At 63.4% G+C, this 17,126-nt stretch carries 11 protein-coding genes; 5 read left to right on the forward strand and 6 right to left on the reverse strand.

Annotation, left to right across the window (positions count from 1 at the left end; all coding sequences use genetic code 11):
• Positions 1–323 precede the first annotated feature (323 nt).
• A complete protein-coding gene (locus ABVQ20_RS25865) occupies positions 324–794 on the forward strand; it encodes an Hsp20 family protein (RefSeq protein WP_354462495.1) in 471 nt (156 codons plus the stop codon).
• Between the two features lie 172 nt (positions 795–966).
• On the forward strand, positions 967–1,719 hold the full coding sequence (locus tag ABVQ20_RS25870) for a sulfite exporter TauE/SafE family protein (RefSeq protein WP_354462496.1): 753 nt from the start codon (positions 967–969) through the stop codon (positions 1,717–1,719).
• Positions 1,720–1,744: 25 nt separating this feature from the next.
• Here the strand turns inward: ABVQ20_RS25870 and ABVQ20_RS25875 are convergent, their stop codons facing one another.
• Positions 1,745–2,809 (reverse strand): threonine aldolase family protein, encoded by a 1,065-nt coding sequence (locus ABVQ20_RS25875; protein ID WP_354462497.1) that lies wholly within the window; start codon positions 2,807–2,809, stop codon positions 1,745–1,747.
• A 469-nt stretch (positions 2,810–3,278) separates the two neighbouring features.
• On the opposite strand from ABVQ20_RS25875, the gene gltB reads away from it, so the two are divergent.
• Both gltB and ABVQ20_RS25885 read left to right on the forward strand, forming a co-directional pair.
• On the forward strand, positions 3,279–8,015 hold the full coding sequence (gene gltB / locus ABVQ20_RS25880; protein WP_354462498.1) for a glutamate synthase large subunit: 4,737 nt from the start codon (positions 3,279–3,281) through the stop codon (positions 8,013–8,015).
• A gap of 142 nt (positions 8,016–8,157) precedes the next feature.
• A complete protein-coding gene (locus ABVQ20_RS25885; RefSeq protein ID WP_354462499.1) occupies positions 8,158–9,612 on the forward strand; it encodes a glutamate synthase subunit beta in 1,455 nt (484 codons plus the stop codon).
• A 158-nt stretch (positions 9,613–9,770) separates the two neighbouring features.
• Here ABVQ20_RS25885 and ABVQ20_RS25890 read toward each other — a convergent pair whose 3' ends face one another.
• The 3 genes from ABVQ20_RS25890 to ABVQ20_RS25900 form a co-directional block, all read right to left on the reverse strand.
• Positions 9,771–11,414, reverse strand: coding sequence for an ABC transporter substrate-binding protein (locus tag ABVQ20_RS25890; RefSeq protein ID WP_354462500.1), 1,644 nt, complete (start codon positions 11,412–11,414; stop codon positions 9,771–9,773).
• An 84-nt stretch (positions 11,415–11,498) separates the two neighbouring features.
• On the reverse strand, positions 11,499–12,299 hold the full coding sequence (locus ABVQ20_RS25895) for a 2-keto-4-pentenoate hydratase (RefSeq protein ID WP_354462501.1): 801 nt from the start codon (positions 12,297–12,299) through the stop codon (positions 11,499–11,501).
• An 8-nt stretch (positions 12,300–12,307) separates the two neighbouring features.
• A complete protein-coding gene (locus ABVQ20_RS25900; protein WP_354462502.1) occupies positions 12,308–13,291 on the reverse strand; it encodes a zinc-dependent alcohol dehydrogenase family protein in 984 nt (327 codons plus the stop codon).
• A gap of 136 nt (positions 13,292–13,427) precedes the next feature.
• On the opposite strand from ABVQ20_RS25900, the gene ABVQ20_RS25905 reads away from it, so the two are divergent.
• On the forward strand, positions 13,428–14,312 hold the full coding sequence (locus ABVQ20_RS25905) for a LysR substrate-binding domain-containing protein (RefSeq protein WP_354462503.1): 885 nt from the start codon (positions 13,428–13,430) through the stop codon (positions 14,310–14,312).
• Between the two features lie 58 nt (positions 14,313–14,370).
• Here ABVQ20_RS25905 and ABVQ20_RS25910 read toward each other — a convergent pair whose 3' ends face one another.
• Together ABVQ20_RS25910 and ABVQ20_RS25915 are read right to left on the reverse strand one after the other, a co-directional pair.
• Positions 14,371–15,597, reverse strand: a complete 1,227-nt coding sequence (locus ABVQ20_RS25910) for an SGNH/GDSL hydrolase family protein (RefSeq protein WP_354462504.1) — start codon at positions 15,595–15,597, stop codon at positions 14,371–14,373.
• A gap of 120 nt (positions 15,598–15,717) precedes the next feature.
• Complete coding sequence (locus tag ABVQ20_RS25915) at positions 15,718–16,941, reverse strand: lytic murein transglycosylase (protein WP_354462505.1); 1,224 nt, start codon at positions 16,939–16,941, stop codon at positions 15,718–15,720.
• Between the last annotated feature and the right edge of the window lie 185 nt (positions 16,942–17,126).

A 17,126-nucleotide genomic window follows, 5' to 3' on the forward strand; every position in this document is an offset into this window, starting at 1 on the left:
CTGTCGATCCGGGAGGAAGGGACGTTACACCCGGTTCGGCCTCGTCGCGGCGCCTTGTAGGGCGCGCCGCCTGTTCCTTGAACTTGGGTGTACTCTAGCGCCGCCAGTCTGAACGGGCGCCGAAGCCCCGGTTCATCTGGCGTTCATCGAGACAGAGGCCGACCTGTCATTTCGCCGGAACACAAAATCTTGAAATGCTTTCGGCCGCTCCCCAAATGTTGGATGCGGTCGCCAATGTCGGGTCCGCTGGTCCATCCGAAACGCCGCTCAAGGGTTTCGCACCGGCCATACGCAAACCATGTTGCTCAACAGGAGAACACCCTATGCGTCACGTTGATTTTTCCCCGCTTTATCGTTCGACCGTCGGCTTCGACCGCCTTTTCACCATGCTCGACTCGCTTGCGCAGCCGGATGGCGGCGCCCAGACCTATCCGCCCTACAACATCGAGCGTACCGGTGAGGATTCCTACCGGATTTCGATGGCTGTCGCCGGCTTCTCGGACGACGAGATCTCGATCGAGGCCCATCGTAACGTGCTGACCGTCAAGGGTGAGCGCAAGGATGAAGGCACCGGCGAAGGCTCCGAACTGCTCTATCGCGGCATTGCCTCCAGGGCCTTCGAGCGCCGCTTCCAGCTTGCCGATCACGTTGACGTCGTCGGCGCTTCGCTGAAGAACGGCCTGCTGTTCGTCGACCTCAAGCGCAACATCCCCGAGGAGCTGAAGCCCCGCAAGATCGCCATCACGGCGTCTTCGGAGAAAGCCAAGCAGATCGAGGCCAAGACCGCCGCGTAATCGCGAGGTCCGCATCACAATAACCGTCTCCTCCCGAGACGAGGCGGCGCCGAAAGGCGCCGCCTTTTTGTTGTGCCGATACCCTGGCCACCCGGGACCAGCCGCACTGGCCCTTTGGGGGTAGGCAGCGCCGCTTCATGCTGGTCATCTGCGAAACGGGTGAAGGGCGGCGATGTCTGATTTTTCCTGGACGCTGACGGGCACCGTGGCCATCACTTTTTTGCTCGCCGGCATCGTCAAGGGTGTCACCGGCATGGGCTTGCCGACGCTGGCAATGGGCCTCTTGGGCACCATCATGCCGCCGGTCGCCGCCGCCTCGCTGCTGGTCGTGCCATCCTTCGTCACCAACATCTGGCAGTTGTTCGCCGGACCGAGTTTCGCGCCGATCCTGCGTCGGTTGTGGCTGATGATGATCGCCATCCTGATCGGTACGCTAGCCGGGTCACGGCTGCTGGCCAGCGACAACGTCAAATGGACGACCGCCGGCCTTGGCGCCGCCCTGATCGTCTATGCCGTCTACACCTTGCTGGCCCGGCAATTGAGCATTCCGGCAGCCGCCGAGCGCTGGGCTTCGCCCGTCGTCGGGCTGCTCACGGGGCTTGTCACGGGCGGCACCGGGGTCTTCGTCGTCCCGGCCGTTCCCTATATCCAGGCGCTGGGCCTGGGCAGGGATGACCTGATCCAGGCGTTGGGCCTCTCCTTCACCGTGTCCACCATCGCGCTCGCCGCCGGTCTTGCGTCGAATGGCGCCTTCCAGATCGAGCGTATCGCCCTGTCGTCGCTGGCAGTGGCACCGGCTTTGCTCGGCATGTGGCTGGGCCAGCTTCTGCGGCAGCGGATCAGCCCGGAAACCTTCCGCCGCTGGTTCCTGGTGTTCCTGATCCTGCTTGGGCTTGAGCTCCTGGTGCGGCCGTTTGTCGGCTAGCGCGTGATGCTCGATATGAGAACACTCACTCTTCCGATCCCGCCCGCAGCAATGCCTCGAACTGGGCGATGCTTTCATCCGTCGTCGCAAAACTGGTGACGAAACGGTAGAGCGCCTCGTCCTCGCCGATATGGCCATCGAAACCATGCGGCCTGTGCCAGTCATAGAAGGCGGCGCCGGCGGCCATCAGCCGCTCAGCCTCGGCCTTTTTCATCACCGCGAAGACTTCGTTGGCCTGCGGCAGCCAGGCCAGTTGCGCCGAGGCGGAATCCTCGATCGCCGCTGCCAAGCGCGCTGCCATCGCGTTGGCGTGACGGGCCGTGTCCAGCCACAGGTCGTCCTTGAAATAGGCCTCGAACTGCGCGGCAATGAAGCGCGACTTGGAGAATAGCTGCGCGGCACGTTTACGCAGGAAAGCCAGTTCCTTGGCGCGGTCGAGATCGAACAGCACGATGGCTTCGGCGCACCAGCAGCCGTTCTTGGTGCCGCCGAAGGAGACAATGTCGACACCGCGCTTCCATGTCATTTCCGCCGGCGTTGTTTCGAGTGCGACCAGAGCGTTGGCGAAACGCGCGCCGTCCATGTGCAGCGGTAGCTTGTGATGCCTGGCGATCGATGCGATGGCATCAATGTCATCCAGCCCATACACGGTGCCGACTTCGGTCGACTGGGTGATCGAGACAGCCATCGGCCGTCCCCAATGGACGATCTCGGGCGCGAAACGGCCGATGACCCTTTCCAGATTGTGCGGGTCGATCTTGCCCAGCGCGCCGTCGATCGCATGGAGGCGCGAGCCGCCGCTGAAATATTCCGGCGCGCCGCATTCGTCCTCGATCACGTGCGATTCGCGATGGGCGAAGGAGATGCCGCCCGGCTTGTTGTAGGTCGCCAGCGACAGCGAATTGGCGGCGGTGCCGGTCGCCACGAAGAACACCGCGACCTCGCGTTCGAAGATCTCGCTGAAACGCTGGTAAACGGCCTGGTCGAGGGTGCCGTCGCCATAGGCGGTTGAAAAGCCGCCGGCATTGGCCGACAGGCCAGCGGCAATATTGGGATGGGCGCCTGCCCAATTGTCGGAAGCGAAAAACATGCATCTGCCTATGTTGGGGAAATCGGCGTGAGCTTGACCGGTTTTGCGGGCCGATCGCAAGAGCCAGAGGCCGGAAAACAGGTAAAGCCAGTGAACACGTCAGAGCGACGGTTGGCGACTTAAGCTTACGTTTATTCTCCACTTCACGTAATTTTCTGTCGCCGAAAGCCCAAGTTTTTTGTGAATCGGTCTTGTGTGCTCCCGGGATTTCTGTCATAAAAATTTAGGACAGTAGTGCTGTCTTATTTTGTCGCACAAAACAGGCTGGATTGGCGTATCATTTGGGCCTCTCCGGCTGTTGCCGCGAGCGACTGGTGGACGGCCGAGACTGGCCTGTATGAACGCGAACCATGCGGAAAACCGTCTGGTTCGGCAAGGATTTCGCAAGACGTGCCGCAAGGATCAGGGTGAGCCAAGTGCTTGCCGGGGCAGACCAGCGCCCGAAGGGCTGGAAATGGAGGACAGGACAATGACGGACATGACGCTCTCTGCGACGAACGGCCAGGCCGCGCAGACGAAAGCGGCTACCGTCAAAAATACGGCCCTGACCAATACTGGCCGAACCACCAACGGCTTTGCCGCGCAAGGACTTTACGATCCGCGCAACGAGCATGACGCATGTGGCGTCGGCTTCATCGTCAACATGAAGGGCGTGAAGTCGCACCAGATCGTCGAGGACGGCCTTGCCGTGCTCGAGAACCTGACGCATCGCGGCGCCGTCGGTGCCGATCCGCTGGTCGGCGACGGCGCCGGCGTGCTGGTGCAGATTCCCGATCTTTTCTTCCGCGAGGAGATGGCGGCCCAGGGCATCGAACTGCCGCCGGCGGGCCAGTATGGCGTCGGGCACTGGTTCATGCCGCAGGACGCCGGCCTTCGCGCCCATATCGAGGAGATCATCGCCGAGTCCGCGCAGTCCGAAGGGCTTCCGCTCATCGGCTTTCGCGACGTGCCGGTCGACAATTCGTCGCTGTCGAGGGCGCCTGACATCGTGGCGTCCGAGCCGTTCCATCGCCAGGTCTTCATCGGCCGCACGGCCGATATCCCCGACGACGAGGAATACGAGGCCAGGCTCTATCTGCTGCGCAAGGTCGTCTCGGGCCGCATCTATGCGGAGAACGACAACAAGGACATCGGCGCCTATTGCGTGTCGCTGTCGGCGCGCACCATCGTCTACAAGGGCATGTTCCTGGCCTATCAGGTCGGCGCCTATTACAAGGACCTGACTGATCCGCGCTTCGACACCGCGCTGATCCTCGTCCACCAGCGCTTCTCGACCAACACCTTCCCGTCGTGGAAGCTGGCGCATCCCTACCGCATGGTCGCGCATAATGGCGAGATCAACACCGTGCGCGGCAACAACAACTGGATGGCGGCGCGCCAGGCGTCCGTCGATTCCGAACTGTTCGGCAACAACATCTCGAAGCTCTGGCCGATCTCCTACGAAGGCCAGTCCGACACGGCGTGCTTCGACAATGCGCTCGAGTTCCTGTTCCAGGGCGGCTACAGCCTCAGCCACGCCATGATGATGCTGATCCCGGAAGCCTGGGCCGGCAACAAGCTCATGGATGCCGACCGCAAGGCCTTCTACGAATACCATGCCGCGTTGATGGAGCCGTGGGACGGACCGGCGGCGGTCGTCTTCACTGATGGCCGCCAGATCGGCGCCACGCTCGACCGCAACGGACTGCGCCCGGCGCGTTACATCGTCACCGACGATGACCGCGTCATCATGGCCTCGGAGGCCGGCGTGCTGCCGGTGCCGGAGGAGAGGATCGTCAAGAAGTGGCGGCTGCAACCCGGTCGCATGCTACTGATCGACCTAGCCAAGGGCCGCATCGTCCCCGACGAGGAGATCAAGTCGGAAATCGCGACCAGGCATCCCTACAAGACATGGCTCGCCAACACGCAGCTTATACTGGAGGATCTGAAGCCGGTCGAACCGCGCGCATTGCGCAGGGACGTCAGCTTGCTCGACCGCCAGCAGGCGTTCGGCTACACCCAGGAAGACACCAAGCTGTTGATGTCGCCGATGGCGACCACCGGCCAGGAAGCCGTGGGATCGATGGGCACGGATACCCCGATCTCGGCGATGTCGGACAGGTCGAAGCTGCTCTACACCTATTTCAAGCAGAACTTCGCCCAGGTCACCAATCCGCCGATCGACCCGATCCGCGAGGAGCTGGTGATGAGCCTGGTGTCCTTCATCGGACCGCGGCCCAACATCTTCGACCTTGTCGGCAATTCGCGCCGCAAGCGGCTCGAGGTGCGCCAGCCGATCCTGACCAATGGCGATCTCGAAAAGATCCGCTCCATCGGCCACACCGAAGATCGCTTCGACACCAAGACGATCGACATCACCTACGCCTCGAGCGAGGGCGCAGCCGGCATGCAGGGGGCCATCGACCGCCTGTGCGAGCGGGCGGAAGCAGCGGTCGCCGGTGGCTACAACATCATCATCCTGTCCGATCGCCAGCTTGGACCGGACCGCATCGCCATTCCAGCACTTCTGGCGACGGCGGCCGTGCATCATCACCTGATCCGCAAGGGCCTGCGCACGTCGGTCGGCCTCGTCGTCGAATCCGGCGAGCCGCGCGAAGTGCATCATTTCTGCTGCCTCGCCGGCTACGGCGCGGAGGCGATCAATCCCTATCTCGCCTTCGACACGCTCACCGACATGCACAAGCGCGGCGAACTGCCGGAAGAGGTCGATGCCTACGAAGTCGTCTCGCGCTACATCAAGTCGATCGGCAAGGGCATCCTCAAGGTGATGTCCAAGATGGGCATCTCGACCTACCAGTCCTATTGCGGCGCGCAGATATTCGACGCCATCGGGCTGAAGACCGAGTTCGTGGAGAAGTATTTCACAGGTACAGCGACGCTGATCGAAGGCGTCGGGCTGGACGAGGTCGCAGGCGAAACCGTCAGCCGTCACACCGACGGTTTCGGCAACGACCCGGTGCTGCGCAGCAGCCTGGATGTCGGTGGTGAATATCTGTTCCGTATGCGCGGCGAGGCGCATATGTGGTCGCCCGACGCGGTCGCCACCTTGCAGCATGCCGTGCGCCAGGGCTCGTGGGATACGTTCAAGGATTACTCCGCGCAGATCGACAGCGAGACGGCGCGTGCCCAGGCCATTCGTGGCCTGTTCAAGATCAAGATGGCCGAAGAGGTCGGCCGCAAGAAGGTCGCGCTCGACGACGTCATGCCGGCCGCCGAGATCGTCAAGCGCTTCTCGACCGGCGCCATGTCGTTCGGCTCGATCTCGCGGGAAGCGCACACCACGCTGGCGCGTGCCATGAACGCCATCGGCGGCAAGTCGAACACCGGCGAGGGCGGCGAAGAGGCCGACCGTTACCTGCCGCTGCCCGGCGGCGGCAAGAACCCGGAACGTTCGGCGATCAAGCAGGTCGCCTCGGGTCGTTTCGGCGTGACCGCCGAATATCTCGTCAATTCCGATGTCATGCAGATCAAGGTCGCACAGGGCGCCAAGCCCGGCGAGGGCGGGCAACTGCCCGGCCACAAGGTCGATGCCACCATCGCCAAGGTCCGGCACTCGACGCCAGGCGTCGGCCTGATCTCGCCGCCGCCGCATCACGACATCTACTCGATCGAGGATCTGGCGCAGCTGATCTACGATTTGAAGAACGTCAATCCGGCGGCCGACGTGTCGGTCAAGCTGGTGTCGGAAGTCGGCGTCGGCACGGTTGCGGCCGGCGTCGCCAAGGCGCGCGCCGACCACATCACCATCTCCGGCTATGATGGCGGCACCGGCGCTTCGCCGCTGACCTCGCTGAAGCACGCCGGCAGCCCGTGGGAAATGGGCCTGGCCGAGACGCACCAGACCCTGGTGCTGAACGGCCTGCGTTCACGCGTGGCGCTGCAGGTCGACGGCGGCTTGCGCACGGGCCGCGACGTCATCATCGGCGCGCTGCTCGGCGCTGACGAGTTCGGCTTCTCCACCGCGCCGCTGATCGCGGCCGGCTGCATCATGATGCGCAAGTGCCATCTCAATACCTGCCCGGTCGGCGTCGCGACGCAGGACCCGGTGCTGCGCAAGCGCTTCAAGGGCACGCCCGAGCACGTCATCAACTTCTTCTTCTACGTGGCGGAAGAGGTGAGGGGGCTGCTCGCCGAAATGGGCTTCACCCATATCGACCAGATCATCGGCGACACCGACCTTCTGGAAAAGCGCGAGCTGATCCATCACTGGAAGGCGCAGGGCCTCGATTTCTCGAAGATGTTCTACAAGCCCGATGCGCCGCACGAATCGGTGCACTGGACGGAACGGCAGAAGCATCCGATCGACGATGTGCTCGACCGCAAGCTGATCGAACTGGCGAAGCCCGCGCTCGAGAGCAAGCAACCGGTCAAGATCGAGGTGGACATCCGCAATGTCGACCGTTCGACGGGCGCGATGCTGTCGGGCGAAGTGGCCAAGCGCTTCAAGCACAAGGGCCTGCGCGAAGACACGATCCAGGTGAAGCTGACTGGCACCGCCGGCCAGTCGTTCGGCGCCTTCCTGGCGCGCGGCATCTCGTTCGAGCTTGTCGGCGCCGCCAACGACTATGTCGGCAAGGGCCTGTCGGGCGGGCGCATCATCATCCGGCCGCCTGAAGAGGCCAAGATCGTCGCGGCCGACTCCATCATCGTCGGCAACACGGTGCTCTATGGCGCGACCGAGGGCGAGGCCTATTTCGCCGGCGTCGCCGGCGAGCGCTTCGCGGTGCGCAATTCAGGCGTGGCGGCGGTCGTCGAAGGCGTCGGCGACCATGGCTGCGAATACATGACCGGCGGCATCGTCGTCGTCATCGGCCAGACCGGCCGCAATTTCGCCGCCGGCATGTCGGGCGGCGTCGCCTATGTGCTCGACGAAGCCGGCGATTTCGCCGAGCGCTGCAACATGGCTATGGTCGAGCTGGAGCCGGTTCCGGAAGAAGACGATCTGATGGAAAGGCTGCTGCACCATGGCGGCGACCTTGACCACAAGGGTCGGGTCGACGTGTCGGGCGACATGACCAGCCATGACGAGGAGCGGCTCTACCAGCTGATCTCGAACCATGTGCACTATACGGGTTCGGTGCGCGGCCGCGAGATCCTCGACGACTGGACGACATTCCGGCCGAAATTCCGCAAGATCATGCCGGTCGAATACCGACGCGCGCTGATCGAGATGGAACGCATGCGCATGGGCGTGGCCGCGGAATAGGCTTTGCAATTGCCGGGGAGCCCTGGCTTCCCGGCCCCACTTTCATCGACAGTTTGACCTCAATTGGAAGGTTGCCACGGCTGCCTCAAGAGGTTAACGGGTGCGGCGAAAACCGCACCATCTGGACAGCAGGAACTGGACTATGGGCAAGGTAACAGGCTTTCTCGAAATCGACCGGCAGGTGCACAAGTACCAGCCGGCCTCCGACCGCATCCGGCACTTTCGCGAGTTCACGCTGCCGATGTCGGACAAGGAGGTCGAGAAACAGGCGGCGCGCTGCATGGATTGCGGCATTCCGTTCTGCCATGGGCCGACCGGCTGCCCGATCCACAACCAGATCCCCGACTGGAACGACCTCGTCTATAATGGCGATTGGGACAATGCGATCCGCAACCTGCATTCGACCAACAACTTCCCGGAGTTCACCGGCCGCATCTGTCCCGCGCCTTGCGAGGAAGCCTGCACGCTGAACCTCGAGGACATTCCGGTCGCCATCAAGACGGTCGAGCAGGCAATCGCCGACAAGGCCTACGAGACCGGCCATATCCGGCCTTATCCGCCGGAGAAGAAGACGGGAAAGCGCGTCGCCGTCATCGGTTCCGGTCCGGCGGGCATGGCGGCTGCCCAGCAGCTGGGCCGCGCCGGCCACGACGTCCATGTCTATGAGCGCGAGAGCCGGCCTGGCGGTCTGATGCGCTACGGCATTCCCGACTTCAAGATCGAGAAGCACTATATCGACCGGCGCATCGAACAGATGCAGGGCGAGGGCGTGACCTTCCACTGCGGCGTCAATGTCGGCGTCGACAAGCCGGTGGCCGAATTGCTCGCCGAATACGACGCCGTGCTCTATTGCGGCGGTTCGGAAACGCCGCGCGCGGCCGGCATTCCGGGCGACGATCTCGGCGGCGTGCATGACGCGATGCCGTACCTGGTGCAGCAGAACAAGCGCGTCGGCGGCGAGCCGATCCAGTCGGTGGCGTGGCCATCGCATCCGATCATCGCCAGCGGACAGCATGTCGTGGTCGTCGGCGGTGGCGACACCGCTTCCGACTGTGTCGGCACCGCCTTCCGCCAGGGCGCGGTACGCGTCACGCAGCTCGACATCCGCCCGCAGCCGCCGGAAAAGGAAGACAAGCTCGCCGTCTGGCCCTACTGGGCAACGAAGATGCGCACCTCGTCGTCGCAGGCGGAGGGCGCCGAGCGCGAATTCCAGGTGGCGACGCTTGAGTTCATCGGGGAAGAGGGCCAGCTGACCGGCGTGAAATGCTGCGAGGTCGACGAGAAGCGCAAGCCGATCCCCGGCAGCGAATTCGTCATCCGCGCCGACCTCGCCTTCATCGCCATCGGTTTTGCCGGCCCGGCCACGGCCGGATTGCTGACGGAACTGGACGGCCAGATGAAGATCGCCACCGACAGCCGCCGCTCGAAGAATGTCGAGGCCAATGACCGCGACTACAAGACCAGCGTCGACAAGCTCTATGCGGCGGGCGACGTGCGCCGTGGCCAGTCGCTGGTCGTGTGGGCGATCCGCGAGGGCCGCCAGGCCGCGCGCTCGATCGACGAGGCGTTGATGGGGTCGAGCGTCCTGCCGCGCTGATATCGTCGTCGGATCAGAACAGGTCGCCTTGGATGGCGACGTGTTCCAATCGTGCGTATCCCTGTATCCCGAAACCGCTTCGGGGCCTGGGGGGCCCCCTTTGAGGACCTTTCGAAAACCGTCGCCGGTTCTCGAAAGGTGGCGCCGTGGCGCGGAGTTCAGCTTTCCAGCCAGACCTTGTCCAGCTGGATCTGGTCGAGGGGATGGGCGTGACGGTTCTTCACCGCGGCGACGAAGTGAACGAAAAGCTTGCGCCAGTAGGGCTGGATGATCACCGCTGAATCCTGGAGGATCCTCTCCACGTCCTGCATGGCGGCGCGGCGTTTTTCGACGTCGGCGATGGACAAGGCCTCATTGAGCTTGGCATCGAATTCGGCGTTGGAGAAGCTGGTCTCGTTCCAGGATTCTCCGGTCCGGTAGGCAAGCGCAAGCACCTGTACGCCCAGCGGTCGCATCGTCCAGCCGGTCAGCGAGAACGGATATTTCGTCCAGTCCGTCCAGAAGGTCGAGCTGGGCAGCACGGTGCGCTTGACCTTGAAGCCGGCTTCCCGGATCTGCGCGGCGATGGCGTCGGCCGTGTCCCTGTGCCAGTCGTCGTCGTCGCTGATCAGCTCGTGCTCGAAATCCAGCTGGCCCGCCTCCTTCATCAACGCCTTCGCCTTGTCGAGATCCCGCTCCACTTTCGGCAGCGGGAAATATTCGGGATGGATCGGGCAGACATGGTGGTTTTCCGCGGGGGTGCCGCGGTTGCTGTAGCCGAGGGCCAGAACGGCGGCATTGTCGACGGCCAGTTGCATGGCCCTGCGCACCCGCTGGTCGTCATAGGGCTTCCTGGTCACGTTGAAGCGGGCGACGGCGGTTGCCGCGGTCTGCGCTTCGCCGCGCTGAAGGCCCATGGAATCCAGGACATCGATCTGGTTGCCGGTGGTTTCGAAATTGCAGTGGACTTCACCAGCCTCGAAGGCGCTCGCCACCGCGTTGGGGTCGGTGCCGTAGTCGATGAATTCGACCCCATCCAGATGAACTTCGCCGCCCCACCAGGGGCTTTCGCGCCGCTTGTACACCGCGCGGGTCGAGGTCTCGAAGGAGACGAGTTCGAAGGGGCCGGTGCCGATCGGATGCTTCACCAGGTTGGAGCCTGTCTGCTCAAAACTACGGTGCACCAGCAAGGCAGGGAAATCCGCGAAATTGGCGATGAGCGAGATGTCGGACTTGGACAGAACCAGCTTGATCGTATGATCATCAACCCTGACGATGGCGCCGTCGCGTGCCTTGCCGGTCTTGGCGTCGACGAGCGCGGCCATGCGGCCGGCCATCGAGTTGCCCGGCGCCTTCTCGCACCAGCGGTTGAGATTGAACAAGGCGTCCTCGGCGGTGAAGTCGTCGCCATTGTTCCATTTCACGCCCTTGCGCAGATGCAGGACATATTCGGTGGCGTCGTCGTTGATCTCCCAGCTCTCAAGCAGCTTGGGCTGGAAGGTGAAGTCGGAGGTGTATTCGACGAACGGCTCCAGGAACTGGCGTCCCAGATTGCCCATCTCGCCCCAGTCAAAGGTACGCGGGTCCTTGAGTTCCTTGACCAGCATGGCAATCTTGAGGACGCCGCCCTTCTTCGGTTCCTCCGCCCGCGCCGGCACCGACGCCGCCAGGCCGATGAGGCCGTAGGCGCCTGCAGCGCTCACGCCCATGATGCTGGCGATGGCGAGGAATTCGCGCCGGTCCATCCTGTTGTCCCGAACCATGGCCGCCATCTGCGTGACGGGCGCCGGAACCGGTTTTTCGAGGCTATTGCGGGTGTTCATCTGTAGTTCTCCCATGACCGACCAATTCGTCGGATTCTTAAAGTCACATCGCGTGGAAACCGATGACGACCGGAGGGTGATCGCTCACGTGAACGAAACATCCAGTGTGCCGTACCGGTTGAAATCGGCGGTGAAGGCGTCTCCGCTTGCGACGGGCAAGGCTCTTGCAAAGGCGCCCGACATGACGATGTCGCCCTCGGCCAGATGTTCACCCCGCTTGAGCAGCGTGTTGGCAAGCCAGGCCACGCACGTGGCGGGATGACCCATGCCGATGACCGACAGGCCGGTTTCTTCCACGACGCCGTTGCGCGACAGGGTGGCGCCGACCCAGCGGCTGTCGATGTCATCTGGCCGGAAGCGCTGTTCGGCCAGGATGACGCCAGCAAAGGCCGAGTTGTCGGCGACCGTATCCGCCACGATGCGCGGCGGCGCCATGCGGTGGTCGACGAGTTCCAGCGCGGGCACGATGCGATCCGTCGCGGCAAGGATCTCGTCGAGATTCTCGATCGGACGGTCGATGTCCCGGCCCATGATGAAGGCAAGTTCGACCTCGACATGCGGTTTCACCAGACGCTGTGCCGACAGGCTTGCGCCGCTCTGGTGGACGGCGTGGCGCAGGATCCGGCCGTGGATCGGCGCGTCGAGATCGCAGGCGATCTGCGTCGTCAGCCACGTCAGGCCGATCTTGTAGCCGGCGAGAGCGATGCCTTGCTGTTGGCGCATCCGCGTCAGCAGGTTCTGGATGCGGTAGGCGTCATCGAGGCTGAGCCCGGAATGCTGGCCGCTGAGCGGCGGCATGGCCTTACCCTCGCGCTCGGCGCGCAGGATCGCCTCCGCCGCGTTGTGGATGTCCAGTTCCGTCAGCCCGCTCGGTGCCTCGACCATCGTCAACCTCACATCAGATCCACGACGACTTTGCCGAGCGCTCGTCCGCTTTCAAGATGGCGAAAGGCGTCGGCGAGTTGCTCCAGCCCAAATCGGCGGGGATCGACCAATGGACGCACCTTGCCATTGTCGGCCAGAACAGCGATTTCCCGCATGATGCGCCCGTGATCCTCCCGGCCGACCTTTTCAAGGAGGGGAATGAGCATGAACACGACATGCAGCGACAGCGCCTTGGCATGCAGGGGAGATAGATCGTGCGTGCTGCGCGCCGCGGTCGCGGCAATGCGACCGCCAATTGCCGCCGCCTGGAAGGAACGATCGAGGTTTCCCCCACCCACCGTGTCGATCACGACGTCGAAACCTCGGCCCGCGGTCAAGCGTCCAACACAATCCGCGACGCTCTCCTGGCCGTAGAGGACGGTGTGGTCGGCGCCAAGCTCGTGCGCGATCGCAGCCTTTTCAGGCGAGGAAACGGTGGCGGTGACGCGTGCGCCCCGCGCCTTTGCCAATTGCAGGGCGATGTGGCCGACGCCGCCGCAGCCGGCATGCACCAGCACATGGTCGGAGGCGCGGACATCCGCTCTCGCCATGCAGTTCCAGGCGGTGATCGACACCAGCGGCATGGCGGCGGCTTCGCGCATCGAAAGACGGCTGGGCTTTGGGGCCAGCAAGCGGGCATCGGCCGCGATGTAGTCGGCAAAGCTGCCGCCCAAGCCGCGCACGCCTCCGGCGCAGCCATAGACCTCGTCTCCCGGAGACAGGCCGGAAACGTCATCTCCAACGGCTTCGATTGTTCCGGACAGGTCAGCGCCGAGAACAGCCGGCAGAGCGGGGCCGATCGGCAGTCCGTTGCGAATGCGGGCATCAACCGGGTTGAGGGCGCTGGCGTGCACACGCACCAGCACCTCTCCGGGGCCTGGTCGCGGCGTGCCGATATCGGCCAGTTCGAAATTCTCCGGCCCGCCGACAGCCTTCAGCACCATTGCACGCATTCGATATTCCCAACCCGTGTAGACCACGGGTGAACTCTGCCGTTTCGGCTGGCTCAACGGAAACGCATAAATCTTATGGTATCGATCGGGAACGTTTCTAGCTAAGAGTTGGGCACTCGGCATCAAAGGAAGCCCGATGCGGTATCCCGACCTGGAAATCGACCTCCTGCGCGCATTCACCACGGTGGCGGAGACAGGCAGCTTTACGGCTGCCGCCGACGTGGTCGGCAGGTCGCAATCGGCCGTCAGCCAGAAGATCATCCGCCTGGAGGAACTGCTCGGCCACCCGCTGTTCAACCGCACGAGCCGCTCGCTGGTCCTCACCGGGGAGGGCGAACGATTGCTGTCGGCGGCGCGCCGCATGCTTGAATTCAACGACATGGCGGTGCGCACCCTGGTCGAACCTGCCGACGTCAAGCGCTTGCGCATCGGCATCTCGGAAGATTTCGTTCCGCATCATCTGCCGGCCCTTCTGGCAAAATTCGCCGCGCTCTGCCCGGCCGTGCGGCTCGAACTGATGACCGGCCTGAGTTGCCACCTGCTGGCCGCCTACGAGGACGAAGGGCTCGATGTGGTGATCGCGAAGAAGGATGGCCGTGCCCAGCGTGGCCGTGTCATCTGGCGTGAGCCCTTGGTGTGGATCGCTTCGGCGGGCTATGATCACCAATCGTCCGAAACTGTCCCGCTGGTGCTTCTGCCGACACCTTGCACCTATCGCGGTGTCGCGATCCGGGCGCTCGATTCAGTAAGACGCGACTGGGGCGTGACATGCACGGTGAACAGCTTGAATGGCGCGCGCGCGGCCGTGGCGGGAGGTTTCGGCGTCACTGTGCTCGGACGCTCCTTCGTCCAGGAGGGGCTCCGCATCATCCCGCCGTCCGAATTGTGGCCGGTGCTGCCGATGACGGAGATCGTGGTGATCGGCGAGGAGACGGTCGAGGCGCGGATCGTGCAGCCTCTGCTCTCGTTCCTGACCGAAACCCTGTCTCGCGGCAATGGAGCCGGCGCCTTGCCTGCCTGACCAGCTTGCCGATCCCGAGATAGTCCGGGGAAGGCATTCCATCGAACAACCGGGTGCTTCAGGGGATCGTCGGCGTCGCCGTGCTGGCGGTAGCTGCCGGTGTCGCGGGTGATGTCTTTGGCGGCCAGGAGAAGTCGTCGGCGCGGCCGGGGGAGGCGTCGGACGCCTTGCCGTTGATGATGAGCTTTTCGCCGGGCAGGTTCGCATCAACCTTCGCCGGCGGCGCCGCGCCAAGCAGTTCCGAGCCGCCATCAAGCGCTGGATCGTTGAGCAGCATCGGCACTGTGCGGTCGACGATGACAGGCACCGGCGCGGGCGTCGGCGCCTCGACCGGGGCGCCAGCTGGTGCGGAGACCGTGACGGCGCCCGGCGTGGTCAGCCCAAGGATCTTCATCAGCGGCTTTTCGGTATAGAAGGCAAGCTTGCGCTTTCCGGCCTTCGATACGTTGATGCCGTCATCGGCGCGCAGCCGCACCGCCTGGCCGTTGATGTCGGGCCCGCTGGTGACGAAGGCGCCATTCTCGTCGACAAACCCTTCCCAGACATCGACGAACTCACCGCCATGGCTTTCGGCGGACGAGTGATAGATGTCGTTGAAGGCCAGCATGTCCGAGGTCATCTTGGATACACGGAATGCCGGCATGCCGACCCACAGGAAGGGTATCTTGGTCGAGGCGATGGCTTCGCCGAATGCGTTGATCCGGCGTTCATATTCCTTGTTCCAGTTCTCGGATCGGGGTTGCTCGCGCACATCGCCGACGCGCATCTGCTGACGATCGTTGGATCCCAGCATGACGACAACGGCAGCGGGCTTTTCGGTCTCGATCAGCGACTTGATCTGTTTGGGCCAGTCGTAGAAGTCGTCGCGCACGAAGCCGGACGAGCCATTGCTGCGGGAGACGATCCTGACCCCGGCATTGTCGGCAAAAGTCGTATCGAGACCCTCGGCGAGGCCCGAGGCCATGAAATCGCCAACCACCAGCACGACGCGGGCATCGGGCGCCTTTTCGACAATCGGCGTTTCCGGTGCCGCCGGCTCTTGCGGAGGCCGGGCTTTTTTTACCTTGGGCCTCGACCTCGGCTGGTGCAACTCGGCTGGCGGCTCGACCCGTTCGCTTCTGCGTGGGAACAGAAGATCGCGCAGCGACCAGCCGCGGCTTGGCTGATCTTGTGCCATAGCCGGTGCATGAAAGGCGCCGAGCGATCCGACGGCGAGCAGGATGACGGCCGCAATCAGAATCGGCGCGCGGCGAACGAGCATCCTGATACGCGCAGCCGAAACCAATCGCTCCTCCCTTGGCGCATGAGCCGAAAACCGGGATCGATCCCGATGACCGGTCATGCACGGATCAAAGTGCTACAGCGCCCCTCCGGGCGTCCCGCCCATCGCCGTCGGCATGCGGCCCTATTTCTGGCGGAGCCATTTGAGCACTTCCATGCTCGGATAGCCGTCCTGGGTCAAGCCGGCCTTGGCCTGGAAGGCCAGGATCGCATTTTTCGATCCGTCGCCGATCTTGCCGTCGAACTTGCCGTCATAGAGACCATGCTGCGAAAGCCGCTTCTGAAGCTCCTGCCGTTCCTCGAAGGTGAGCTTGGTGAACGGGCGCTTCCAGTCCTGCACAAGACCGCTGGAGCCGCCGATTTCATCGGCAAGAAGACCGACCGCAAGCGCGTATTTGTCGGCATTGTTGTAGGCCTTGATGACCGAGAAATTCTTGACCATCAGGAAGGCTGGCCCACCACGGCCATCCAGTACCTTCAGCGTCGCCTTGTCGGCGCCGTTCTTGAACGGCTTGCCGTTGGCCCTGACAACGCCGAGCGCCTGCCATTGCGACAAGGTCTTGGAACCGCTGGGAAGTTTGCCGGCCGGAAGCTTGACCTCGTAGCCCCAGGTCTTGCCTGCTTGCCAGCCGTTCTTCTTGAGCAGATTCGCGGCGGTCGCCAGCGCATCGGGTATGGAATTCCAGATGTCGCGCTTGCCGTTGCCGTCCATGTCGACGGCGTAGTGCTGGTAGCTGGTCGGGATGAACTGGGTCTGGCCCATCGCACCGGCCCAGGAGCCCATGAGATGGCTTTCGTCGATGTCGCCGGTCTGCAGGATCTTCAGCGCGGCGATAAGCTGGGTGCGGGCGTATTTCGACCGCTTCGGATCGGCGTAGGCCAGGGTCGCCAGGGAACTCACGACATTGCGCATGATGTCGTCGCGCTTCAGGATCTCGCCGTAGTTCGATTCCATCGACCAGATGGCCAGCAAGATGTTGCGGTCGACGCCAAATCTCGCTTCGATCCTGTCCAGCCACGGTCCCCATTTCTTGGCCATCTGCTGGCCAACCGCGACCGACTGGTCGTGGACGCGGTTGTCGAAATAGTCCCAGGCGGGAGCGGTGAATTCGGGCTGCGTGCGGGCCTTTTCCAGCACCACCGGATCGATGTCCTTGATGCTCCGGAAGGCCTTGTCGTAGACGGTGCCGGAAACGCCTTCCTCCACGGCGGTGGCGCGGAAGCCGGCAACCCATTGCCGGAAACCGGCATCGGCGAAGGCAGGCCCGCTGGACATGAGCAGGGCGAGCGAAAGGCTGGCGGCCGTCATGACGCTTGTAAAACGCTTCGCGGCATTTCGAACGGGCATCTTTTCCTCCTTCTTTGTCACAGGAAGATCATTCATCGCCGAACCAGGTTATGAATTAGTTTACCATAGGTGCCGTCGGGAACGAAAAGCCAGTTTGATGATTGTTGAGGCGGACGACCCACGCAGGACGTCCTGCCTCACTTTCAGCTGCGATGCGGGCATGAAAATGTCAAAGCGTGCATTTC

Source organism: Mesorhizobium shangrilense, assembly GCF_040537815.1.
Classification (GTDB): domain Bacteria; phylum Pseudomonadota; class Alphaproteobacteria; order Rhizobiales; family Rhizobiaceae; genus Mesorhizobium; species Mesorhizobium shangrilense.